This window comes from Rickettsia felis URRWXCal2 (assembly GCA_000012145.1).
Taxonomy (GTDB): domain Bacteria; phylum Pseudomonadota; class Alphaproteobacteria; order Rickettsiales; family Rickettsiaceae; genus Rickettsia; species Rickettsia felis.
Genome location: CP000053.1, coordinates 535,141 through 560,152, shown reverse-complemented (window position 1 = coordinate 560,152; position 25,012 = coordinate 535,141). Strand labels below are relative to the sequence as shown.

Below are 25,012 nucleotides of genomic sequence, written 5' to 3'. Positions count from 1 at the left end.
TAGTTTATAAGTTATTTTTGGATAATATAAAGAAATAAAAAAAAGAAAAGTATAATTTTAAGATGTATAAAATTTTTAACTATTCAGTTATAAAGAAGTCCCAAAATAGCTAAAATATTATTCCTAACTAAAAAACTTTTTGATTTTTAGCTTATCTTCTTTAGACAAATTAGGCTTGAACCTGTATATATCTTTTTTATTAGCATTTTCAGGTCTAAATTTAAACTCACCTTTAGTTGTTTTGATTGTAACTATCTGATCAGGAGAACCCCATTTAGGAAAATCATATTTTATAACTATGTCCCCGTTTCTAAGTCCGGATTTATAAGCATTACTATTTTCATCAATATTTTTTATTGTATAATTATTTATTAAAGCATCTTTATCAAAACCACGGTCATATGCCCCCATTTTTATTTTCTCGATCGGCAGCACTTTAGCAACATCAGCTAAATCTATAGTTTTACCTTGTTCTATATATTCGTTTATCTCTTTATCTATACCTTTTGGAACATAATCTTTAATTACTTTTTTAAAATAATCGCTTGAAAATTCTTGTTCTTTTGAGGTTTTAAACAAAACAAGCATAACATTATCCAGCGATTTACTCCTATTATTCTCTTTAATGAGATTATCCAAATAAAGTGCAAAAACAAACCCACGATAATATGGCAATCTTTGTATTGCATAATCTTTCCAATAATCTGTTTTGATTAAATTATTAGGCTCGTTTATTACAGGTGATAAATAATAATTCTCAAAGAATTGATTAAATTCTTCTACAAACTCTTCAAGTGTTATAACACTGGAACGTAAGGCTAAAACCCTGCTATAATAATCGGTAAATCCCTCACTCCACCAATAATTTAATCCTCCTAAGTTATTACGTATTTTCTTCCCTGTCCAATTATGTAAATGTTCATGAGCAAGTAACGTTATATAATCCTGTTTGTCCAAACCTTGAGGAATAAACGCGGTAAAACTATTTGTTAAACCTGTTCCTCCCATGTGATCATGGCTCATCACCTTCAATTAAACTGATTACATAATAAGGAAAATCATTATCATGGAAAAATGCTCTTTGTCCCTTGATAATTTTATTTATATAAGAAGCTATTTCTTCATCTTTAAGATCAAATTGACCATGTAATGAAAGATATACAGGATTTTTTTGATCGACAATTTTATAAACACGTAAATCCCCTGCTGCATAAACTGCACTATATAATTCAATCCGCGTAGCTTTAAATTTCACGCTTTTACCAAGGCCATAATCTGATATCGCTTGCCAAGCTTCAGGAATATTATTCCATTCAACATTAAACTCTACTATATCATTTCCATTTAGATCACCGGGAGTAGCAAAAAGCCCATAACCCGGTGAATGAATTAAATTTTGTCTAATTATTGCTTCGTGGACATCACAAGGATTGCCGGTTTTTTGATATATTTCGTAGCTTAAACGAATAATATTGATTTTTCCCGTATTTAAAATAGCTTCATTAGAGTCTTGATTTCTAAACTGCAACTTTCCAATAGGATACTCAAGTTTAACATTTTTGATTTGCTTGTAATATGTGGCGTTTGCCCAAGCATAGGGTAAATCTAAAATAACTTCACCGCTCATATCGCCTATTATTTCCGTTTCAACTTTAATAGCTGAAACAGGCATATTAGACAAAGGTGTTATTTTGTAATTTATTTGCCGATAAGTATTTGCTAATACTAGATTTGGAATTAGAATTATGAATATTATCAAAAAATTTTTTAGAAAGTCCATTTTCAAAACTCATGGATTTTAGAGATTATTTAGATTGTTATACGACTCTCGATGCCATTCCGCGTGGCATTGTTGCGTGGACCAATTTTACCTTTGTCATCCCATGGCTTGACCACGGGATCCAGTTAAAAATATTAGTATTTTTTATTGTTTTTATGGACCCCGTGGTCAAGCGAACTAGGTGACACAGTGAGTTTCACCGCTCCACGCAACAATAGCTGCTCGCAATGACGATATCTATGTAGGCATGTATTCTATTTAATAATTACTTTCTGCCATTAACTCATAAGCTTCTTCGTCTTCAAGCCATTTAGCGTTTTCTATTAAATATGATTCTTGAAATGCGGCAAGTTTTGGATCAGGTTCTCCCATTAAATGTTTAAGCCCGTCAAATAAAATACCTAAAAAACCGATTTTATTCTTTTTACAATAATCTCTTACATCTTCAACATGCTTTTCTCGATCATCAACAAATACAATAAAACTAGTATTTAACTCATCGGAAAATTTTGATAAAGTACCGCTCTTTGAATGATTACCTGTTATAAATATTCCTTTATAACATATAGCATCATCCTTTTGTCCTGAACTACACGCTGCTAATTCTTCATTATCTGAAAATTCTATACCTAGACTCTTTAATTCTTTATATCGCCAATCTTGCATCGAAAGAATATTGCCGAATTCTCCCGTATTCATTTGTGTAAGAGCGTAAACCGGAAACTTTGCCTTGAGCTTGTTTATAACTTCTGCCCACTCTTCATCAATTAATATTACTTTTCGCTGAAACCGCCAATTACTGACAATTTCTTCATAATTATCATAATTATTTTTATTTTCCTTTATTCTATCAATCATTTGATTATAAGGAGCTTTTCTAAAAGTTTTTGATTTAGGAGTTAAAAACGTATCATCAACATCAAAGAATATAGATGTATCAGTAGGTGCATTTTCTATTATTAAATTATAAACTTTTTCAGCACTATCGGCAGTTTCAAAATCTTTCATATATTATCAAATTTAATATTAAGTTCTTCCGTCAAAATAGCCATCAACTCAAGTCCTATTTTATTTTTCCATTTTCCTTGTTCATAAAAAAAATGATAAGGACCGCTAACCGGCGATGACAACCAAATTTCTTTAGCTGCACTTTGTTTGTTTATTACATATATACCTTTATCAGTATCAAGATTTAATATATCACCTTGTAAATCTACGTCTATACTTGCTTCTTTATCTTGCTCTTCTATCTTGTCGGCTATATATGCAATTGTTGTTTCGGCTATTTTACTAAATTCTGTATTATTCATGATAACATCCGTTAAATGGATAAAAATATACGAAGATCAACTTCAAAAAGAGCACGGAGTCTATAAGGCGAGGAACGCAGCGTATACTTAATACGTGAGTACCGCAGATCTTATAAGACTTTGTGCCAATTTTTGAAGTTCATCGAGTAGATGGTTTGTCAGGATCAATTTCCGGCTCAGGTACTCTAATCAAACTTTTTCTATAAGTTTCAACAAATCTATTATGATCATTAAGATTGTTAGAAAAATTATGTCCGCCTTTACCGTCAACCACAAAAAATAAGGCATCCGTTTTAGCAGGTTTTACCACTGCTTCTAAAGATTTTAACGACGGACAAGAAATCGGACCAGGTGGTAAACCTTTTATATAATAAGTATTATACGGCAGTTCTTGCAATAAATCTTTTTTTGTTAAAGCTCTTGCTAATTTAAATTTTCCTTCAGTCAAAGCATATATAGTAGTCGGATCGGCTTGTAGCTTCATATTTTTCTTTAAACGATTAATGAATACTGCAGCTATTATAGGCTTTTCTGCATTTGAGCCGGCTTCTTTTTCAATTATCGAAGCTAGAGTTAATACCTCAAGTCTAGTTTTTAACGGAGAATCCGGTGAAAGATTTTGCATCACCTTATCTAAATTAGCAGACATTAAATTTCTCATTTGATCGATTATCTGCTCTTTTTGATCTCCATAAGAGAAAAAATACGTTGATGGCATTAAAAAACCTTCCGGTATTATCCCTTTTATTTCTCCAAGTAATCGACTTTCTTCATTAATTTTCTTTATAACCTCACCAACCACCGTACCTCCCGGGACAATTATCTTATGTATTATAGATTTACCGCTTGCTAATATTCTTAAAGTTTGCAGAGGCGATATATTACGAGTAAACACATATTCACCGCTTTTAAGAGGTCTTTTTATAGAATAAATTTTAGCAATTACCTTAAAAATTCTCGGATATTTGATTACTTCATTAGAATAAAGTTTTGTAACTATTTGATTTACGGATAATTTAGGTTCAATAATTATCGTTTTATTTTGAGTAAGATTACCAGGCACAAAAATATAAAATATACTAAAATTTAGCAAAGTAATAAATATAGTTAGAGATACTATAACTAAAAAAAGTTTAGTTTTTAATAGGTTTTTTAACATAATAACTATTATTTTTATAAGACTTAGAAATATTGATAAAAAATTACCACGAAATATGGTTTTTTCTTGACATTTGAAATAACATATAGTAAAACTAACTTAAAGTTTGGTTGAAGTTAAATATTTGCTGATTATATAGTTTTTGCTAAATAAATCAATAGTTTTAATATTTGGTAATTAAAATTAGATGACTAACAAGCAACAATTAATAACGTAAACCAATTTACTATAACAATAGTATACTCCTGTAAAATGAAAAGTTAGAATTTTTATTACAAACAAAAAATATAAATCTTTATTCATAGTTCATATTACTATACCGGCGTTAATACTGATCTTATAATGGGCATTATATATTATGATACAAGATCACAATACCGATCTAAAACACGAAGAACATACGGAAAGGTTAAAAGCTTTACAAAATAAGTTAGGAAACTTATCCGGTTTCTTGACGACAATGCGTTCTGATAACAATGAGGAATACAAAAAAATTTCCAATGATTTAGAAATTTTAATGAAAAAAATTAATACTATAAGAAAAAATATGGAAATATATTTTGTTATTATATTAATATTAATGTTTATTATAATTCAGAAAATGTTGTGGACCACCGGTTCAAGTACTAATCTTTCTCTTTTAACAACTTTATTTTAGGTTTTAAGAACTCCTGTTTGATAATTTCTGCAGCTATATAAGAAGGTGATCGATTTGATTCAAACCCTAATTTCTGTAAAATTTTTTGACTTTCTATTACCTGCTCATACGCTTTTTTAGAATTAAATAATAACTCTTGAAGCTTATTACTAATAAGACTAGCTCGGCAATTAAATTGGATAAATTCCGGAATTATTTCGCTACCTGCTATAATATTTATCAACGTAACATATTTTATTTTTATCAATAACCTGATAATAAAAAAGCTTATAAGATTAACTTTATAAGCTACAATCATAGGAGTACCGGAAGCTGCTATCTCTAAAGTATTAGTACCGGATTTTGCTAAAGCTGCATCCGCAACAGCATAAGTTTTAAGTCTCTCACTTGAAAATAAATAATTAAACTTAACATCTTCTAAAAACGGCTTTATTATTGCCTCATGAGCAGGATTTGCAAGAGTAAATATAACTTTAAGATTATTACAACTCTTGAATATTTCTTCAATAGAAGAAACAAAAACCGGTAAATGCCTTAGAATCTCTCCTTTTCTGCTTCCAAGAGTAACACATAAAACTCTCTCATTCTCGTCTATTTTAAACTCTTTACGTAAAGCTACTTTATCGCTATAAAACTCTTGCTCCATGATCGGGTGACCTATATATCTACAATCAAGTCCGAGCCTAGTAAAATATGGCGGTTCAAAAGGTAATAAAGCAAATAAACAATCATAAATTTGGGCGTATTTTACTGCCCTATCCTCTTTATATGCCCAAACTGACGGTGCAACGATATGAATCATTTTCAGCTTTGGTAAAAGTTTTCTTACTCGCTTTGCCACACGATAAGTAAACCCCGGTGAATCTATGGTGATTAATAAATCGGCTCTACTATTTGTTATATCCTCCACAGTTTTATCAATTAATTTTTTAAGCTTAAAAATATGAGGTAAAATTTCTACAAACCCCATCAAGTTTATGGAAGTAATAGAAAATAAGCTTTTAAAGCTACCGGCTTCCTCCATATATTTACCGCCAACCCCCATACATTTTATTTCTATATTATCTTTTAAATGCTGAATTATGCGTCCACCGATAAAGTCCCCAGACGTCTCACCGGCTATAAAGTAAATTTTTGTCATATTTAAATATTAATTGATTTTTTTGTCATTGCGAGAAGATATTGCCCGCATGGATACCCAAATCGTCATTGCGAGCGACTGAAAGGAGCGTGGCAATCTCAGGAACTTTGCCTGAGATTGCTTCGTCAACGCCTATGGCGTCTTCTCGCAATGACGATTTGGTATCCATACAGCAACCTCTTTATCTAATTACATATTATTAAATTCCATTTTACGGTAACTCAAAGCTTCAGCAATATGAATTTTCAAGACCTTATCAACATTCTCAAGATCGGCAATCGTGCGTGCTACTCTAAGTATTCGGTTATAAACACGCATTGATAAACGAAATTTATTTGCCGCTTCATTCAGTAAATCCCTACCTTCATCCGCAGGCATAGCGTAATCTATTAATAACTGCCCGTCTAATCTATTATTTGTTTTAATATTATAGCCCTCATATCTCTTTTCTTGAATCAAACGTACATTCTCGACTCTTATAGCTATATCTTCAGATTTTTCCTCAGAATTATCTGTAATAAAGTCATAATTATAAATATTAATATTTGATACTTCTATATGCAAATCAAATCTATCCATAATAGGTCCTGAAACTTTCATTTGATAATCGCTATCACATTTGGGGGCTTTCATACATTCTTTATAAGTATCACCCAAATAACCGCATTTACAAGGATTCATAGCTGCTATTAACTGAAAATTCGCTGGATATTTTATATGAGCACTTGATCTTGAAATCAATATTTCACCATTTTCAATAGGTTGTCTTAAGGAATCAATAACATTATGTGGGAATTCAGGTAATTCGTCTAAAAATAATACGCCGTTATGGGCAAGCGTAATTTCACCCGGCTTTACTTTTTTTCCCACACCCCCACCGACCATAGCAGCAAGCGAGCAGGAATGATGCGGAGTTCTGAACGGCCTTATTTTTGTAAGCTTACCGTCTGAAAATTTTCCAGCGATACTTGTAATCGTGCTGCATTCTAAAATTTCTTTTGTAGACATTTTAGGTAGTATACTGGGAAGACAGGCAGCAAGCCTTGATTTACCGGTTCCGGGAGGACCGAACATTAAAAGGTTATGCCCTCCTGATGCTGCAATTTCTAAAGCTCGTTTAGCAATTTTTTGACCTTTTATATCTTTAAAATCGGGATAATTTATTGGCTCATCTTGCAATTTAGCTTCCGGAGGAGTTAAAACTTGAGAGCCTTTAAAATGGTTTACTAGCTCAATTAAATTACCTGCAACAAGTATATTATCATTACCCGACCAAGCAACTTCCGAACTATTTTTGCTTGAACAAATAAGACCTTTACCTCTAGCAGAAGCCCCTATCGCTGCAGGCAAAGCTCCGCTTACCGGTAAGATTGAACCGTCTAATGATAACTCTCCTATTATTAAATATTCCGCAATTTCAAGTTCAGGTAAAATATTCATTGCGGTAAGTATCGAACAGGCAATCGCAAGATCGAAATGGCTTCCCTCTTTTACTAAATCTGCCGGAGCTAAATTTATTAAAATTTTTTTAGTAGGTAGTGCAAGCCCTATAGAAGATAACGCTGCTTTAACTCGTTCTTTTGATTCAGCTAGTTTTATCGGCAAGCCCTACTATAGTAAAAGCAGGGATACCCGGTGATATTTGTACCTGCACGTCAACATTAATAATATCAATTCCATTAAACATTAGACTTGCTATATGAATTATCATGAAATTTTTCTTCAAATGCTATTTTGTGAGATAAGGATTGTTGGAGGCTCAAATTGTCATTGCGAGAAGAATTACATAGTAATTCGACGAAGCAATCTCAGGAGATTTGATGAGATTGCAGCAAAGCTTCGCTCCTCGCAATGACGAAAAGTAACAACCACCAATCGAAAAAGCATACTATAGAACAAACTTGGCCAAGTCAAGATTAGTTATTATTTTTGATAATTGATTTTCTACGAATTTATCGTCGATAGTTATTTTTTTGCCTTTCATTTCGCTAGCTTCAAAGCTTATATCCTCAAGCAAATTCTCAAGTATAGTATGCAGCCTTCTAGCCCCTATATCTTCGACTTCTAAATTAACGGTGATCGCATAATCCGCTATCTTCTCAATAGCAGAAGCAGCAAATTCAAGATGCACGTCTTCAGTACCTATTAACGCCGAATATTGCTTTACTAAACTAGTTTCAGGCTCAAGTAATATTTTAATCATATCATCTTTGGTGAGTGAATTTAATTCCACTCTAATCGGTAATCTTCCTTGTAACTCCGGTAATAAATCAGAAGGTTTAGCAATATGGAAAGCACCTGAAGCAATAAATAATATATGATCGGTTTTAACAGGTCCATATTTAGTATTAACCGTTGTTCCTTCTATCAAAGGTAGCAAATCTCTTTGCACTCCCTCTCTACTTATTTCGGCATTTTTTGCTCCGGAACTACCGGTCGAAGCTATTTTATCAATTTCATCAATAAAAACTATCCCATCATTTTCAGCTAAATTTATAGCTTGCTGAATAATTTTTTCTTGGTCTATTAATTTTTCTGATTCCTCAGGTATAATAATAGCCATAGCATCTTTAACTAGCATTTTTTTTGTTTTAGTCTTACTGCTGCCAAGGGCTCGTCCAATCATATCGCCAAGGTTAAGAACGCCCATAGATGCTCCAGGCATGCCTGGTATTTCAAAACTTCCACCACCGACAGGTGTAGTATCAGCTACGCTAATTTCGATTTCCGTATCATCAAGTTTGCCGTTTAAAATTTTTTCTTTGAACTTTTCTCTAGTCTCACTACTAGAAGTTTTACCTACTAAACTATCTAATATTCTCTCTATCGCTTTTTCACGTGCATTAATATCTACTTCCATTTTTGCTAAAGTTTTTTTAGTATTAACGGCTATTTCGACTAAATCACGAATTATTGATTCTACATCACGCCCTACATATCCGACTTCGGTAAATTTAGTTGCTTCAATTTTATAGAAAGGAGAATTAGTAAGCTTTGCAAGGCGTCGTGCTATTTCCGTTTTCCCGACACCGGTTGAACCAATCATTAAAATATTTTTCGGTACTATTTCATTACGTAAATTACCTTCTACTCTTTTACGACGACAGCGATTTCTAAGTGCAATAGCAACGGCTTTTTTGGCCTTTTCTTGACCTACGATAAATCTATTAAGTTCATTAACTATTTGAGAAGGGGTAAGCCCCATAGGGTCTTTTTTATAAGTAGTTTTAGTAGCTTTCATACAACTTTTTCCATTATAATATTATGATTAGAAAATACACACAAATCTGCAGCTATATTCATAGATTTTAAAGCAATTTCTTCAGCAGTTAAATTGTTCTCGTAAGACATTAAAGCACGAGCGGCAGATAGTGCAAATAAACCGCCTGAACCTATTGCCGCAACATTATTTTCAGGCTCTACGACATCACCGTTACCGGTTAAAATTAATATATGATTACGATCGGCAACAATCATCATTGCTTCCAAACGTCTCAAATATTTATCGCTACGCCAATCTTTTGCAAGCTCAACTGCACTTCTAAGTAGATTATGCTTATGTTGTTCTATCTTTACTTCAAGTTTTTCAAATAACGCAAGACCATCAGCCGTAGAACCCGCAAAACCGGCAATAATTTTATTATTTGCTATAGTCCGAAGTTTTCGTGCTGTAGATTTTAGTATGGTATTACCATGCGAGACTTGTCCATCTGCTGCTATAATTATTTCTTCGTTCTTTTTTAAACAAAGTATTGTTGTGCCGTGTAAGGCTAAATTATCTGACATAATATAAAATTTATTGATATTAAGTTGTTAATTAGGTACTATGTAGTATTGAATTACTCCTAAATAAAATGAAGAGTTATTCGACACAGCTTCAAAAAGAGCTAGGAGTTCAAAGTCCTCGGAACGAAAGCCGTTACTTAATATAGTTCGTACCGCAGCTCTTGTAGAACATTGTCACCAATTTTTGAAGTTCTATCTTAGTATATACTCAAATGATTTCAAGAATTGAATTTGTTATCAAATGGTAAACGCACGCAGCTTATACTTAATAAGTGAGTACGTGAATCCATGAAGATAACAAAGAGCAATTCTTGAAATCAGCAGAGTATACTTGACTAATCAGGTTTAATTAATTATTGTCCCTTGAATTTTCAAGGCTTAAACTTAAATAATGAATATATACGCAATATACATTAACTCCACACAAAAAAATAATAATTTTATTGTTATTGAAGAAGGCTTTTCATGGATAGCTGCGCTTTTAAGTATATTTTGGGCATTATACCATAAAATGTGGTTAGTTGTTGCTATTGTCGTAATAGCGAATATAATCGTTACGGCGATTAATATCGAAGAGTTAAAGTTTATATTTAAGATAGCCTTAATATTAGGCTTCGGCTTTTTTGCTTCAGATATTAGAGAAAATTATTTAAAAAGAAATAATTACCGACTAGAAGATATAATAATTGCCAACTCTAGCATTGAAGCTGAATTGAAATTTTTAGCACGTAGTATGCTTATTTAATTTACGTCATTGCGAGAAGAATTACGCAGTAATCAGGGCGAAGCAATCTCAGGATATTTGACGAGATTGCCGCGTCGCCTACGGCTCCTCGCAATGACGATTTTCGCTTCAATAAAGCCTTTAACAGGAATAAAATGATGTATAACAAAGAAAATGTTTTTGCAAAAATTATAGATAAAAATCTTCCGGCAAAAATAATTTATGAAGACGAACAAATTTTAGCATTTAAAGATATAGCACCCGTAGCACCTGTACATATTATCGTTATACCTAAAAACGAATATATAGATTATGCGGATTTTATCTCTAAAGCTCAAATAGACGAAATAAAACATTTTTTTGCTAAAATTTCTGATATAGCAAACGAAGCGGGTTTAGATAAAGACGGCTATCGTTTAATAACTAATAAAGGCGAAAAATCGGGACAAACTATTTTTCATTTTCACTTCCATATTATCGGAGGCGAAAAACTCATCGGATTAATAAATAAATGACTAAAAAATACAATATTGCAGTAATCGGAGCTACAGGAAATGTAGGGCGTGAAACTCTAAATATTCTAGCTGAACGTAATTTTCCCGTTAATAAAATTTATGCTATAGCTTCAGATAACTCTATCGGACGAGAAATAAGTTATGGAGAAAAAATACTGAAAATCAGTAGTTTAACTAATTTAAATTTTGATGATATCGATATTGCTTTTTTTTGTGCCGGTTCAGAAGTTTCAAAAGAATTTGTACCTAAAGCTACTGCTAGTAGTTGTGTAGTTATCGACAAATCCTCACTTTTTAGAGTTGACAATCAAGTACCGTTAATTGTACCTGAGGTTAATTTATCAACACTTACAGAGTTTAATACTAAAAATATCATAGCTAACCCTAACTGTATAGTAATTCCGCTTGCAGTAGCATTAAAACCGCTAGATAATGAAATAAAGATTAAAAGAGTAGTGATATCTACTTATCAATCAGTATCAGGAGCAGGTAAAGCAGGAATGGACGAACTCTACGACCAAACAAAATCTAAATATGTTTTTGGAGAGAATGATCCTAAGAAATTTCCAAAACAGATTACATTTAATCTTTTTCCTCATATAGGTGATTTAAATAAAGACGGCTATACAAGTGAAGAAGCAAAAATTGCTTTTGAACTAAACAAAATTATGGGCAATCACTTTAAAGCTAGTGTTACTTCCGTGCGAGTACCGGTATTTATCGGTCATTCTATATCGGTTAACATAGAATTTAACGACAAAATGGACGCTAACATCGCTGAAGAAATATTACAAGACGCAGATGGAATTGTTACAATTTCTAATAATAATGACCTTGCTTATATCTCGCCCGTTGAAGTGGTAGGCGAAGATGCCGTATATGTCTCCCGCATTAGAAATGACGTAAGTAAACCTAATGCGATAAATCTATGGATCACATGTGATAATTTACGTAAAGGAGCAGCCTTAAACAGCGTCCAAATTGCTGAAGAACTAATTAATAATTATTTATAATATAACTAATATGTATAATAACAATAATAATCTAAATAAAAAAAACCCGCTAGTAATAGCATTAGGCGAATGTAGAACAGCTTTTTGGATAGTCTTTTGGTTTGCTTTTGTAATCAACTTACTAATGTTAATTACTCCTCTTTACTCACTACAAGTTCTTGATAGAGTACTTGGAAGCGGTAATCTACAAACATTATTATTTTTATCAATAATAATCGCATATATCTATTTTGTTTACGGATTATTACAAATTGCTCGTTCTTTTACACTTATAAAGGTAGGAGAATGGCTTGATAGAACAGTAGCTCCCGTAATTTTTGCTTCTTCAATTTCTGCAGCCGCAACACGAGCAAATATGGGTTCTAGCCAATTATTACGTGATTTTCAAGCTGTCAAAACATTCCTAACAAGTACCGGAATTAATACTTTATTTGATGCCCCTTGGAGCCTTATCTATATTGCCGTTATTTTCTCAATTCATCCATATATCGGTCTTATTACCGTTTTTGGTGCAGTTATCATAGTTTCAACCGCTTTCTTTAACGCTGCCGCTACTAATAAAACGCTTGGTGAAGCTACCGAATTTTCGATAAAAGGTATGACACAAGCCGATATTGCGAACAGAAATGCAGAAGCAATTGAGGCAATGGGAATGATGAAAAATGTTACAAAAAATTGGCATAAATTTAACATATTAGCACTTGATAAACAATCAGTTGCTAGCTATCGTAACGGTGTTATTTCTAACTTTTCAAGGTTTATCCGTAACATAATGCAAATGGCTGTTACCGGAGTCGGTGCTTACATTGTTGTAAAATCTCACAGTGCAGATATGACTCCCGGTAATATGATTATGAGTTCTATCATAGTCGGTAGAGCTCTTGCTCCTTTCGATAATGCTATTGATTTATGGAAAAGTATGAGCGGTGCTATTAAATCATACAAAAACATTAATAATTTATTTAACACTTATTCTTCTAGAGATGAAGCGATGCCAATTCCGAACGTTGATGGTCATCTTACTGTTGAAAATATTTATTATGCTCATCCTATACCGAAACATTTACCACAACCTCCCGTACAGAAATATATCTTAAAAGGCGTTAGTTTTGCAGTACAGCCGGGCGAAGTTTTAGCAATTATCGGTCCTTCGGCTACAGGAAAATCAACTTTAGCTAAAATCATAGTCGGGGTATGGAAAGAATCATCAGGTTCCGTACGTTTAGATAGTGCTGAAATTTATCGTTGGAATAGAGAAGATTTCGGTAGACATGTTGGCTATCTTCCTCAAGGAATAGAACTTTTTAGCGGTAGTATTAAACAAAATATAGCTAGAATGGAAGAAGATGCCGATCCACAAAAAGTTATTGAAGCAGCTAAAATAGCCGGAGCTCATGAAATGATATTAAGATTCCCTGACGGTTATGATTCTGATATCGGTCCTGCAGGCTCTAATCTATCAGGTGGTCAAAGACAACGTATCGGGCTTGCTAGAGCTTTTTACGGCAATCCAAAACTTATCATTTTAGATGAGCCTAATGCTAATTTAGATGAGGCAGGTGAAGTTGCCCTTGCAAGTGCCTTAAAACAAGCAAAACTTAAAGGGATAGCAGTCGTTGTAATTTCCCATAGACCTTCCGTATTATCCGTTGTTGATAAAATTCTAATATTACAGGATGGAGCCGTTGCAGTTTACGGAACGGAAGAAGAGATTCAAAAACACTTTAAAACTTTAAAAAGCGGCACAATTCATATTAATAATTAATAATGTCATATCATCACTGATTGGCATTGCCCGCGTGGCTTCCAAATCGTCATTGCGAGGAGCAAAGCGACGCAGCAATCCAGAAAAAAATAATTAAAAAAAATTCTGATTTACAGATTTTTTTTTACTGGATTGCTTCGTCGAAACTTGCAGTTTCTTCTCGCTAATAGCGAAAAACACCAATAATAATGATTAAATATTATGCAGGACTTAAAACACAATAAACCTCAAATTACTCCGGAACAATTGAAACAATTATTGTCCTTACGCGAAGATTCATTAAACCTTAAAGGTCAAAGTTCTAAGCGTAAAGCTTTAATAAATACTACATTAAAGAAAACCTCTCACGTTATAGAGTTCTTATTAGTAAAGCTTGACAGGTTTGTTAATTTTACTACCAAAAAAACAGATAAAGATCGTAATAACGTAGCGCAAGCTGCAAGATCGCCTATACTTTTCGGTATTTATGTTATTATCTTTTTAGTATTAATAGGCGGATTATGGGCAGCTCTTGCCCCTCTTGATAGCGGTGCTGTAGCTGTCGGTATCGTAATGCCAAGCACAAATAAAAAAACGATTCAACATAATGAAGGTGGAATAATCAATGCTATTTACGTTAAGCAAGGTGACAAAGTCAAAGAAGGCGATAAGTTAATAGAGCTTGAAGAAACTAGAATAAAAAGCGAACATGAAAATATTCTTGGTCAGTACCGTAATTTTTTAGCAACTGAAAATCGTTTAATTGCCGAACGTGATAATTTAGAACAAATCGAATTCTCTGATTTTTTAATGCAGGATATAAATTTACCGGAAGTAGCTAAAATAATTCATACCCAGGAAAATTTATTTAGATCTAGAAAAGAAGTATATAACTCAGAGAAAGATGCATTACATCAAAATATTGCTCAACTTGAGAAAAAAATTGAAGGTTTAGAAGCAAAAAAAGTTGCAGCTTCAAAAACTGCTGAAGTCTATCAAGACCGTTTAAAAGCTTTAAGAACGTTAAAAGAAAAAGGCTTTGTACAAAAAGCAGCCTTATTAGACCAAGAGGCAAAAGTTGCCGCTTCAAAAAGCGATGTTGCAACAACTGAAGCCGAAATAGCAGGGATACGCCATGCTATTACCGAAACTCAAATTAAAATTATAAATCAGCAAAATAAATATACTGAAAGGACTTTAACAGAACTTCGTGAAGCTCAAGTACAAACAGCATCTCTTAAAGAAAAATATAATTCCCTGACGGATTCACTTAATCGTGTGATAATAAGATCACCTGTTGACGGCATAGTTAATAATTTAAAATATCATACAATAGGCGGTGTTATAAGTCATGGACAACCTATTATGGAAATTTCGCCAATTAATGATCCATTAATAATAGAAGCAAAGGTATCTCAAAAAAACATTGACTCAGTACATGAGGGACTAGTTGCAAAAATACGTTTCAGTGCATTTAAATCAAGAACGACTCCAACATTTACCGGTAAAGTAGTAAGCATATCACCCGATATCGTACAAGATGAAAGACAACATCCGGGACAACAGCAAGATAATTATTATGTTGCAAGAGTTGAAATTGATATGGATGAATTTAACAAAGTTGCTAAAGTTAAAAATCTTGAATTACATCCCGGTATGCAAGCTGAGGTACAAATTGTAACCGGTACTAGAACACTACTTAGATATTTACTTGATCCCGTTACTGATACTGCATTTAAAGCTTTCAGAGAAAAATAGATAATTTGAAAATTTTAGGTTAGATAACTTTACGGAACCTAAATATTTAGTAATAATATTTATTAAAAATTCTTAATCCTTTATTGACTTTTAACCAAAAAAGTATAGCCTATTTCGTAATTAATTATATACAAAGGTTATGTTAGGCTACGAAAAAGAACAAAGAAGTTTAAATAAAGAACAAAAACAAGCTGTCGGATTACTTTCTATAGGTACATTTCTAGAGTATTTTGACCTTATGCTTTATGTGCATATGGGGGTGCTTTTAAATAATTTATTTTTTCCGGAATATGATCCTTTCACTTTTTCGCTGCTTACTGCCTTTTCTTTCTGCTCTACCTACTTGTTAAGACCTATAGGAGCATTAATATTCGGATATATAGGAGATCATTTTGGACGTAAGATTGTAGTTGTTTTAACTACTCTATTAATGGCTATTACTTGTGTGATTATAGGCAGTATGTCAACATATGCACAGATAGGTATAACAGCCTCTTGGGTTCTTACTATATGTCGTATAATTCAAGGTATGTCGGCAACTGCAGAAGCACGAGGTGCAGAGCTGTATTTAACCGAAAATTCATCTCCTCCTATACAATATCCGTTAGTAGCAATTATAACCGTATTTTCTGCCATAGGCACGACGGTAGCACTAGGTATTGCATCAATTTTTACTAATCAAAATATTTATCAACATGAATCAAGTTGGCGTATAGCCTTTTTTGTTGGTGCAACTATTGCTTTTGTAGGTACTATTGCGAGGACTAGTTTAAAAGAAGCAGATGCATTTTCAAATAAAAAAAATAAATTAAAACTAAGACTTCAAGAAAATAATATTACGCTTGAAGAAATTGACAAAGATATTCTAGATCAACAAGTTCCAAACGCCACTTCTATTTGGTATTTCTTTATCCAATGTGCTAGACCTCCGTGTTTTTATTTCGTGTATATATATTGCGGTGATATATTAAAAAGAGAATGTGGTTTTACTCCGAATCAAATTATAAATCAAAATTTTTGGATATCTATAATAGATTTACTCGGTATTATCGGTCTTGCATTTATTAGCTATAAAATCCATCCTTTAAAAATCTTAAAGGTAAAATTATATCTATTTTTTACCTCTCTCATTTTTTTTCCTATAGTGTTAAATTATAACCCTACTCCTTTATATATTTTTATTTTTCAATGTTTAGCTGCATTATTCGTATTTGATCACGTACCGGCAGCTCCTATATTTTATAAATATTTTCCGGTTTTTAAGAGATTTACATATACTAGTATGCTAAGTGCAATAGCAAAATTATTTACGTATATTATAACGTCATTTGGTTTAGTTTATATTACCAATTATCTAGGATATTGGGGATTATTTTTAATTTTCATTCCGGTAGGTATAACTTTCTTTATGGGAGTAACTTATTTTGAGAGAATGGAAAAGAATCGAAATTTATAATTTTATTAAAAGTAGAATTTATATTAAACTTTAAATTATTTTTATAACATTCAGCATATATAAGCTCTGAAACTGAAGGTATTTCAAGTATTTCACTTAACACTAAAAAGCTTTTTAATGTCTCTTTAATTATTTTATGAGCTTTTTCAGGCGATTTTGCTTCTAAAGTTTGTAAATTATGTATCCTATCAAAAAGTTTTATAAGAGCAGTATCGTATCTTTCTTGTTTAATTAATAAAATAAGACTTTTCTCGCTACTTATTTTTCCACAAGGTTTAATTCTAGTTAGACCTTCTACATGCCTTGCTACTTCTTCATCAAAAATGTTACTAATCATTTCTTCAGTAAGTTCAGTATCTTCAATAGTGTCATGAAGTAATGCAGCTTGTAGCATTCTAAAAGTAAAGAGTTTAGGCACTTCTTTTGCTACAAATTCCGCTACCATAATTGTTACTGCGATTGGATGAGAATAATAAGGATCACCCGATTGACGCATTTGCTCACCATGATATTTACGAGCATAATAAATACCTTTTTTAACTTCTCTAATATCAACAGGTTGTTTTACTTGGGTATTAAAAAATAAAAGCCTTTCGATTAATTTATTTGAATATTTACAGCTTTCAAAATTTTTTTCCCAATATTCTATATCTTTCATAAAATCTCCCAATTACATATATATTATTTTATTGGTTTTTCTTATGATTATTTTTTATATTTTCTTTTTAAAATCCAATATTTAATAATTTTTCTATTTTTAATGCTAAAAAATAATTATATATTAAAAATAGTTTTTTACAAAGATTTATATGTCATCTTTAACTATCACCTATATTTTTCTTATTACAACAATCTTAATATCTTTATTTTGTCGTGATAAAAGACCTGCATATTTAGGCATAGGCGTTACGATTTTAGCCGCTTTATATCAAGGCGTAATAAATATTATAGGAGTTGGGGCTTTATCTATTTTTGCTGCTATTACTTATACCTATTTTAATTTACAGCTAAATAAAGTACTAAAAACCTTATTATTTATATCTATTTCAGTTTGTTTTACTGCTTTTGCTTTTCATAAAGTTCTGGGATTTTTTAATCTACTTGCTATTGATAAAATACAGTTATCGGAATTATCCATACCGTTTTCTATGTATCTAAATTTTGATAAGGTAATGCCGGCTTTAATAATTTTCTCTCTAAGCGATTTATATATTTTAGAGAAACAAGAAAGTAGCGACACTATAAAATATACATTACTATCTTTATTACTATGTATAGCAATAATTATGGTTCTATCTTTAATAAGCGGTTACGTCTTATTTGAACCTAAAATTCCAAGCATATTACCGATATGGGCAATTAATAATTTCTTTTTAGTATGTATGGCTGAGGAAGTATTCTTTCGAGGGTTTTTACAAAGAACATTCCAAAATCTTTTACCGAACCGGCAAATTTTAGCTGTTATTATAGCATCTTTAATATTTGGGGTCGCACATTTTCAAGGCGGAATAATATATATAGCCTTAAGTACTATATGCGGTTTTTTCTATGGTTATACATATTACAAGACTAATAAAATATTATGCTCTATGATAGTCCATTTTGGTCTAAATTTATGCCATTTATTGTTATTTACTTATCCTGCTCTTAAAACTTTGTGAAATAAATCTAATTTTAATAGACAAAGTTATAGAGTTTTTTTATTTATAAATAGTAAACATAATAACTAAGTTTTATGAACAAAGACATCCCTACGGATTTATTACCTTCAGAATATGAGTTAGCAAGCTCTAGTAATGCTGCTTTGACTCTACTTTTAATGGGAGCAACTTTATTATTCTTGATAGGTTATTGCTGCTACTGTTGTTTTGATAATGAGCGAAAAGATATGGGGCTTGAATTAATCGGTGACCACCCCGAACATGATGAATAATATTTTTAAATTATTGGCATGGTTCTTAATGTCATTCCTGCCTACGCGGGAAAGCATTGTTACGTAGACCGGTAAAACCTACTGTGTCACCCCGTGGCTTGCTAACTAGGTCCATAAAAACAATAAAAAATACTAATAATTTTAGTATTTTTAACTGGATCCCGTGGTCAAGCCACGGGATGACAGAGGTGAAACTGATCCACGCAACAATACCTCCTCACAATGACAATTTGGTATCCACACAGGCAATACCCAGCCTACAATTTACTTGGATCAAAGCTAAAATTAATCTCTTTCCAATGGTTAAAACGAGCAGGATCAAGATTTTCAATAGGGCTTGCTTGCCATACCGCTCTAATTGCATTATCCGATAAAGCTTCACAAACACTAGCCGGAATATTAGGACAAATTCTTTCTTTAACCTTTGCCTGTTCAACATTACCTGCTTTATCTAGCGTAATACTAATAATGACTTTTACCTTATTATTACCTCTAACTCCTGCCGGTACATTACTCCAATGTCTCTCAATTTGTCTTTTTATCAAAGATGTTTCACTATCGGAAAGAGGCAGCCCGTCTGTATAAACACCTTTAGCTTCTTTTGCATTATCAACTTTTTTTGATCTTTGATGCTTATTGGATTTTACATTATTCCCTTCCGAAGATTGTTCTAAATTCTTCAGTAAAGAATCAAGCTCATCGGTTTTAGGCTCTTTTTTCTTTACCTCTTTTTGTTTCTCTTCCGGTTTTTTAACAACAACTTCCTCTTTTTTCTCTTCGGGCTTCTTCTTTTCTTCTGTTTGTTTTTTTTCTTCTTCTTTTGGCTTTTCTTCCTTTACTTCTTCTTTCTTCTCAGGTAACGCTTCTTTTGCTTCTTCAGGCTTTGGTTCTTCTATAGGTTTTTTCTCTTCTATTTTTGGCTTTTCTTCTATTGTTTTAGCCTCAAGCTCTTTTGTTTTTTCTTCTTTAGGCGAGTCTTGCGGTTCTTCTTCTTTTGGCTTACTTTGCTCAGACTTTTTAGCGTCTTCGTTTTCTATAGGGGCTTCTTTTTGCTTTGTTTGGGTTATGATATTTGGTTTATCGCTAACAGGTAGCATTTCAAAAGTTATAGTTTGCTCTTCCGGTAATTTTTCAAAAAGTGACGGCATACCGAATAGAAAAAAATATAAAAGAAGTAAGTGCAGAACAACAGAGAAGCTAAGGAAAATCGTAAAATTATCCCTATTTTGGTTACTTTTCATTATTTTTAATATTTGAAATAAGAGCTATACGAGAAAAGCCGGCAGCATGAATTTCGGCAACTATCTCTACCACCTGCCCATAAGAGACATTCCTATCGCCTCTTACAAAAATTCTAGCATCCTTTTTTTCTTTAGTGATATTTGCAAGCTTGTCGGTTAAATGTGTTCTCTCTATAGGAGTTTCAAGCAGGAAAATTTCACCTTTATTATTGATAGTAACGACTAGCGGTTCATCCTGCCCTGAAATCGGACTTGAATTTGTCTCAGGTAAATCCACATTTACTCCTGAAACAAGCATTGGAGAAGTAATCATGAAAATAATTAATAGAACAAGCATCACATCAACGAGCGGAGTAACACTAATTTCACTAACTACCGCTCTTTTACTTTTTCTATTACTTCCGGCAAGCTTTATAGCCATTACATTTTCTCCTGATCAATTGCCTTAGAAAGTATAGAATTTAACTCGCTACTAAAATCTTCAATCTTATTATTTATAAGAGTAATACGGGAAATAAGATAGTTATAAAAAATTACTGCCGGAATAGCTGCAAACAAGCCTATTGCAGTTGCAAGTAACGCCTCAGCAATTCCGGGAGCTACTACGGCAAGAGAAGTATTTTTTGAAGTAGCAATCGATTGGAAGCTGTGCATAATTCCCCAAACAGTGCCGAATAAACCTACGAAAGGAGCACTTGACCCAACGGTTGCCAGGAAGCTTAAATTCTTCTCAAGCTTTTCGACTTCCCTATTTTGAGCTAAGTACATTGCACCCGTTATACGCTCTTTATGGTTGTTTTTTAACGCATCAGAAAGCCCTTTAGTATTTAAACTCTTACACTCATCCATAGCCGAGACAAATATCAAAGCTAGCGGATTATTAACCGACCTCTTTATGCTTTCATATAATTGCTCTAATACTCCACCGGACCAAAACACATTTTCAAAATTTTTCATTCTTCGCTGCACTTGTGCTAGCTTAAATATTTTATCCAAAATAATAGCCCACGACCAAATGGAAGCAATAAGCAGCATCAACATAACCGATTTACCGATAATGTCGGATGAACTTATTAAAGAAAAAATCGATAAATGATCTTGCGTAACAATTTCTAAGCTATCGCTAATATTATTAATATCCGTACTCATAACTTCCTTGATAAATGATAGACGAAGTTTAATTTGGAAAAAAGCAAGGCATTTTGAAGCTTTTAACCGCAGCGTACATTATTTAGTACGTGAGGATTAAAAGCAAAAAATAACGTAGCCAATTTTTCAAATTAAACGAGTATATAGAATAATATATTCATATTTTACTTTTGTCATTAAGTTATGTGAAAAAATTTTGTCATTGCGAGGAAAAACTGTAAGTTTTGACGAAGCAATCTCAGGAGTTTGTTATTATTTCATGAGATTGCTACGCAGCCTACGGCTGCTCGCAATGACGAGACACATTATAAACCATTAATTTAATATTTCTTGACTTATCTCAATTTTTCATATAAAGTGCCGCTCTTAAATTTAACTTGAGTTGCAAATGAAATTAACCGAATATTTTAAAAAACTTGAATCTATAGCCTTTGGCCCATGGCTTAATAAATACAAACAATTATTTACCTCAAAAGAATTATCTACTCAGATGTTTGACATAATCATCCAAGCTCAAAAAAATAAAAAACATTATAATAAAGAATTAGTGATATTATCTAATGACATTGTTGAAAGAGAAATAGGAGCGGATATAAAGCAATCAGAAGTTGCTATTATTTTTTCTTCAGACCATAGAGAAAATTTATATTCTATATTTACTTGGTTAACTAATTTTCAGTTAGAGCAATATTCTAGATTTATATTAAATCTTCCCAAAGATTATAAGGATTATTTTCTACAAGAAGAACAACAAGGCGGATATTCAAAAATCATAGCTTTTAATAATGTTCAAGATAAAAAATGGTTAGCAAGGAAATATTTCAATTTATCAAAGCATGAACCGGCAAGTAATTACTCATTGTTTCAAGAAAATACTGTAAAATTGCAAAAATATTTAGAATATCCTTATGAATATAATACTACAATTTATAAATCTGAATTTCTAGGCTCAGATAGCTATTCTAATTATTCTTGCGATAATATATAAAAATTATATAATAAAATAATAATTTATTAAGGAGGTCAATATGCTAAAATCCGAAAATACACAAAAATCCGATAAAGCTCCTAAAGTTATACGTGAAGACATTTTTTTAGACCTTATGGCCTCCCATCTTATTCTATTCGCTATATGGATGACGGCACGACTATATATAGTGAATCTGAATCACTTTATTCTAATGATAAAGTTATAGGTCATGATACCGAATATTTTCATAAATATTTCGCTGGATTAGGATTTGAATAATATAAAAGATATTGTACAAAATAGAATATTGCCTAGAACAAGTTGATAATTTGAAAAGTTTACGTCATTGCGAGAAGAATTACGCAGTAATTCGACGAAGCAATCTCAGGAATGCTTGACAAGATTGCCACGTCGCTTCGCTCCTCGCAATGACGATATCTACTCTTTCTAAACAACACCATATTTTAAATTAAAAAATCTATTGTCTTCTTAAACTCCTTTGTTATTATTTTTAGAATAATCTTTTAATAATAATTCTATGTAAAATTTCAAAATTTTCCTATCACATTATAGCAGATCTCTTGCATAACGTAGTTAATAAAGAGGAATCTCTCCGGAAACACGGCACGCAGCACCGCAGCGTACACGCAAGTAACGTGAGGATGCGAGTCTAGGCTTGACGCAAAAATTACCTTTAGAAACAAGTTATGCAAGAGATCTAATAGTTCTTAAGCCCAACTAATGCTAAACTATATTCATGAAAAATACAGAGCCTTCAATTGCTTTTAAGCTTAATATTGCTGAAGTTAATAACACCACCAATATATTATCACAAAATAGTATAAGAAATTTTAGACAAACTACTCTTGGACTTGATGTAGAAACAATAGATAAAAACTTTTTATGTATACCTACTGTTGATGCCGCTATAGAAGTAATGCACTATATATTGGGACATTTAGATAGCGAAAAAGCTATAGTTAGTAGCATGAAATCTAAAGAACTCAAACATTCACTAATGCAGCGATTAATATATAATTATTCATATGAAAGCTACAAAAATCATGAATTGTTAAAAAAATATGAAATAAATAAAAATGCCGGCTTTTTTGAATATAAATTAGACAGTGAATACATGGACGGGATACCGGATAAAATCATTCCTATAACACCTGATACGCTAACTAAAATTCAAGTAATGTGTTCTGCTTTTCAATGCAGTATATTAAATAGACACGATGAAACTGCTAAAGAGATATTTAAATATATAATTACAGAAACAAATTTATATTTTAATAACTTTGCAGAAGAAACTGAACAATATATCAAATGTGCAGAATATATACTTCCTGTGCTAAAACTTATTGAACCGGAATCTCAGCTTAAAATTATCCAAGCACTAGTACCATATATAAAATTCAGCTTGGATTTGTCAGTTAAATTCTATGATTTATTAATAAAGATTAATAATTTTGAAGGAGCAAAAGCTCTACTTGAAGAGTTAACGCCTCATTAGAACTTACAAAAAAATTCACTCATGGAGAGGAGAAAGAAACAAGCGATGCAAAAAATCTATTAAATACTAATGATGATGATGAAGTTTTAGGACAGTACTATTATAGATTAGCTTGTGCTTATGACAAAACTGGAGACTATAATATGTCTACTAAATACTATAAACTTGCTTTTGAAAAGCTACCGACCCAAACAGAAATAGCATATAGTTTATGGTCTAATTATAGAATTCAAGGCGAATTTGAGAAAGCTAAAAACCTAATACCGAAAGTGCAAGAAGGATGTATAAAATACTTCCTAGAAATGTTAACTAATCCATATGAAGTTTCTTATAAAAGCAAACAATTTGTTTCAATTGAAAAAAACATTTTATCTCCTTCCTATTTATCATTATATAATGCCTGTGAATATATGGCTTTTTACAATAAAATTCCAGATAAGCAAAAAATTACAATAAAACAGCAAGCAACATTAACTAAAAAATTGGAAGATAATTCTTCAAATAACGCATTGTTAGCATTCTCACTTGCCCTATGTAGTAAACAATTTAAAACGGCTTCTGAGCTCTTAAATAAGATACCTGAGCATCAAATAAATTTGTATGGAAAGGCTATTATAAAACTTCGGAGTTACATAGACCCAAATTATACGTTACCTCAAAATAATACTCTAAATCCCAATGAAAAGGTAGAAGTTCTCAATGCAGTTAGTACCACTTTAATAGCAGATAGCAAGACTAAATTAACTTCTGAAAAATCTGAAAAGATTTTCCAAAATGTTGAAAATGCTCTGCAAAATGATTCTTGCAATGAAAACACTTTAGAAATCGGAGTAGTTTCCGCCTTATTAAATAATAATCAAGAAAAAGTACAAGAGAATATGCAAGTAAATTAAGTCAAAACAAACAAGAAGAAATTATTGCAAGCTATTCCCAAGGTAATAAGCAAATAGAAAATTTAGAACAATTAGTTGATCAATATGATGCAAAAAAATTCATCAATATTATCAACTAAAAAAGAAACATGAATTTTATTTAGCCATTCAAAAGATTACTCATTTTAATAATAATTCTTGGAATATTCCTAAAGAAGGATAGATTAAAATTGATAAAGAATTAGATAAAGGTACGGCTATATTACTCGGTAAATATAGAGGATTTG

At 32.0% G+C, this 25,012-nt stretch carries 24 protein-coding genes and 3 pseudogenes; 14 read left to right on the top strand and 13 right to left on the bottom strand.

Translation table 11 applies throughout. The annotated features are described in order from the left end of the window. Positions 1 to 123: 123 nt before the first annotated feature. The 5 genes from RF_RS02810 to mltG all read right to left on the bottom strand — a co-directional run bounded on the left by RF_RS02810 (position 124) and on the right by mltG (position 4,249). Complete coding sequence (locus RF_RS02810; RefSeq protein ID WP_231564248.1) at positions 124 to 1,023, bottom strand: M61 family metallopeptidase; 900 nt, start codon at positions 1,021 to 1,023, stop codon at positions 124 to 126. Next, positions 1,013 to 1,780, bottom strand: coding sequence for a hypothetical protein (locus RF_RS02805; RefSeq protein WP_011270856.1), 768 nt, complete (start codon positions 1,778 to 1,780; stop codon positions 1,013 to 1,015). Before RF_RS02805 ends, RF_RS02810 begins: the two co-directional genes overlap by 11 nt. A gap of 258 nt (positions 1,781 to 2,038) precedes the next feature. After that, positions 2,039 to 2,788 carry a DUF2608 domain-containing protein gene (locus tag RF_RS02800; protein ID WP_011270855.1) on the bottom strand — a complete coding sequence of 250 codons (750 nt, stop codon included), beginning with the start codon at positions 2,786 to 2,788 and terminating at the stop codon, positions 2,039 to 2,041. Then, positions 2,785 to 3,090, bottom strand: a complete 306-nt coding sequence (gene cyaY / locus RF_RS02795) for an iron donor protein CyaY (RefSeq protein WP_011270854.1) — start codon at positions 3,088 to 3,090, stop codon at positions 2,785 to 2,787. Before cyaY ends, RF_RS02800 begins: the two co-directional genes overlap by 4 nt. Positions 3,091 to 3,229: 139 nt before the next feature. Further along, positions 3,230 to 4,249 (bottom strand): endolytic transglycosylase MltG, encoded by a 1,020-nt coding sequence (mltG, locus tag RF_RS02790; protein ID WP_011270853.1) that lies wholly within the window; start codon positions 4,247 to 4,249, stop codon positions 3,230 to 3,232. 358 nt (positions 4,250 to 4,607) lie between these two features. Here mltG and RF_RS02785 point away from each other — a divergent pair, with 358 nt between their 5' ends. Continuing rightward, positions 4,608 to 4,907 (top strand): hypothetical protein, encoded by a 300-nt coding sequence (locus tag RF_RS02785; protein WP_011270852.1) that lies wholly within the window; start codon positions 4,608 to 4,610, stop codon positions 4,905 to 4,907. Here RF_RS02785 and lpxB read toward each other — a convergent pair. The 4 genes and pseudogenes from lpxB to hslV form a co-directional block, all read right to left on the bottom strand. Beyond that, a complete protein-coding gene (gene lpxB, locus RF_RS02780) occupies positions 4,876 to 6,048 on the bottom strand; it encodes a lipid-A-disaccharide synthase (protein ID WP_011270851.1) in 1,173 nt (390 codons plus the stop codon). The genes RF_RS02785 and lpxB overlap by 32 nt on opposite strands. A 189-nt stretch (positions 6,049 to 6,237) precedes the next feature. Further along, positions 6,238 to 7,759: pseudogene (locus RF_RS02775) on the bottom strand (YifB family Mg chelatase-like AAA ATPase). A gap of 177 nt (positions 7,760 to 7,936) precedes the next feature. After that, positions 7,937 to 9,289, bottom strand: coding sequence for an ATP-dependent protease ATPase subunit HslU (gene hslU, locus RF_RS02770; RefSeq protein ID WP_011270848.1), 1,353 nt, complete (start codon positions 9,287 to 9,289; stop codon positions 7,937 to 7,939). Beyond that, entirely contained in the window at positions 9,286 to 9,834 is a 549-nt protein-coding gene (hslV, locus tag RF_RS02765; RefSeq protein WP_011270847.1) for an ATP-dependent protease subunit HslV, read from the bottom strand. Before hslV ends, hslU begins: the two co-directional genes overlap by 4 nt. A gap of 391 nt (positions 9,835 to 10,225) precedes the next feature. Between hslV and RF_RS02760 the strand changes: the two genes are divergently transcribed. From RF_RS02760 to RF_RS02735, 6 genes are all read left to right on the top strand, one after another. Further along, a complete protein-coding gene (locus RF_RS02760) occupies positions 10,226 to 10,579 on the top strand; it encodes a DUF2628 domain-containing protein (protein ID WP_011270846.1) in 354 nt (117 codons plus the stop codon). Positions 10,580 to 10,716: 137 nt separating this feature from the next. Beyond that, entirely contained in the window at positions 10,717 to 11,073 is a 357-nt protein-coding gene (locus tag RF_RS02755; protein ID WP_039594921.1) for an HIT domain-containing protein, read from the top strand. After that, a complete protein-coding gene (gene asd, locus RF_RS02750) occupies positions 11,070 to 12,086 on the top strand; it encodes an aspartate-semialdehyde dehydrogenase (RefSeq protein ID WP_011270844.1) in 1,017 nt (338 codons plus the stop codon). Before RF_RS02755 ends, asd begins: the two co-directional genes overlap by 4 nt. Before the next feature lie 10 nt (positions 12,087 to 12,096). Continuing rightward, the gene (locus RF_RS02745) at positions 12,097 to 13,851 is read left to right on the top strand and encodes a type I secretion system permease/ATPase (RefSeq protein ID WP_011270843.1); all 1,755 of its coding nucleotides are present in this window, start codon (positions 12,097 to 12,099) and stop codon (positions 13,849 to 13,851) included. A gap of 201 nt (positions 13,852 to 14,052) precedes the next feature. Then, a complete protein-coding gene (locus RF_RS02740) occupies positions 14,053 to 15,588 on the top strand; it encodes an HlyD family type I secretion periplasmic adaptor subunit (RefSeq protein WP_011270842.1) in 1,536 nt (511 codons plus the stop codon). Positions 15,589 to 15,727: 139 nt separating this feature from the next. After that, the gene (locus tag RF_RS02735) at positions 15,728 to 17,044 is read left to right on the top strand and encodes an MFS transporter (RefSeq protein WP_011270841.1); all 1,317 of its coding nucleotides are present in this window, start codon (positions 15,728 to 15,730) and stop codon (positions 17,042 to 17,044) included. On the opposite strand, the gene RF_RS02730 is transcribed toward RF_RS02735, so the two are convergent. Beyond that, the gene (locus RF_RS02730) at positions 16,995 to 17,702 is read right to left on the bottom strand and encodes an HD domain-containing protein (RefSeq protein ID WP_039594920.1); all 708 of its coding nucleotides are present in this window, start codon (positions 17,700 to 17,702) and stop codon (positions 16,995 to 16,997) included. The genes RF_RS02735 and RF_RS02730 overlap by 50 nt on opposite strands. Before the next feature lie 151 nt (positions 17,703 to 17,853). On the opposite strand from RF_RS02730, the gene RF_RS02725 reads away from it, so the two are divergent. Then, positions 17,854 to 18,705: a CPBP family intramembrane glutamic endopeptidase gene (locus RF_RS02725; RefSeq protein ID WP_011270839.1), complete on the top strand. Its 852-nt coding sequence runs from the start codon at positions 17,854 to 17,856 to the stop codon at positions 18,703 to 18,705. 74 nt (positions 18,706 to 18,779) lie between these two features. Further along, entirely contained in the window at positions 18,780 to 18,977 is a 198-nt protein-coding gene (locus tag RF_RS02720; RefSeq protein ID WP_039594919.1) for a hypothetical protein, read from the top strand. A 257-nt stretch (positions 18,978 to 19,234) separates the two neighbouring features. Here the strand turns inward: RF_RS02720 and RF_RS02715 are convergent, their stop codons facing one another. The 3 genes from RF_RS02715 to tolQ are packed head-to-tail and all read right to left on the bottom strand — an operon-like array spanning position 19,235 to position 21,367. Continuing rightward, a complete protein-coding gene (locus tag RF_RS02715) occupies positions 19,235 to 20,218 on the bottom strand; it encodes an energy transducer TonB (protein ID WP_011270838.1) in 984 nt (327 codons plus the stop codon). Further along, entirely contained in the window at positions 20,208 to 20,639 is a 432-nt protein-coding gene (tolR, locus tag RF_RS02710) for a protein TolR (RefSeq protein ID WP_011270837.1), read from the bottom strand. The genes RF_RS02715 and tolR overlap by 11 nt, the downstream gene beginning before the upstream one ends. Continuing rightward, positions 20,639 to 21,367 carry a protein TolQ gene (gene tolQ / locus RF_RS02705; protein WP_011270836.1) on the bottom strand — a complete coding sequence of 243 codons (729 nt, stop codon included), beginning with the start codon at positions 21,365 to 21,367 and terminating at the stop codon, positions 20,639 to 20,641. The genes tolR and tolQ overlap by 1 nt, the downstream gene beginning before the upstream one ends. Before the next feature lie 388 nt (positions 21,368 to 21,755). Here tolQ and RF_RS11355 point away from each other — a divergent pair, with 388 nt between their 5' ends. The 5 genes and pseudogenes from RF_RS11355 (at position 21,756) to RF_RS11350 (ending at position 24,746) form a co-directional block, all read left to right on the top strand. Further along, entirely contained in the window at positions 21,756 to 22,355 is a 600-nt protein-coding gene (locus RF_RS11355; protein WP_039594918.1) for a hypothetical protein, read from the top strand. 40 nt (positions 22,356 to 22,395) lie between these two features. Then, positions 22,396 to 22,616: pseudogene (locus RF_RS02695) on the top strand (hypothetical protein). A gap of 296 nt (positions 22,617 to 22,912) precedes the next feature. Beyond that, positions 22,913 to 23,064: pseudogene (locus tag RF_RS11930) on the top strand (palindromic element RPE1 domain-containing protein); the annotation flags it as partial. Between the two features lie 30 nt (positions 23,065 to 23,094). Further along, on the top strand, positions 23,095 to 23,853 hold the full coding sequence (locus RF_RS02690; protein ID WP_011270834.1) for a hypothetical protein: 759 nt from the start codon (positions 23,095 to 23,097) through the stop codon (positions 23,851 to 23,853). 143 nt (positions 23,854 to 23,996) lie between these two features. Then, entirely contained in the window at positions 23,997 to 24,746 is a 750-nt protein-coding gene (locus tag RF_RS11350; protein WP_011270833.1) for a hypothetical protein, read from the top strand. Positions 24,747 to 25,012 lie beyond the last annotated feature (266 nt).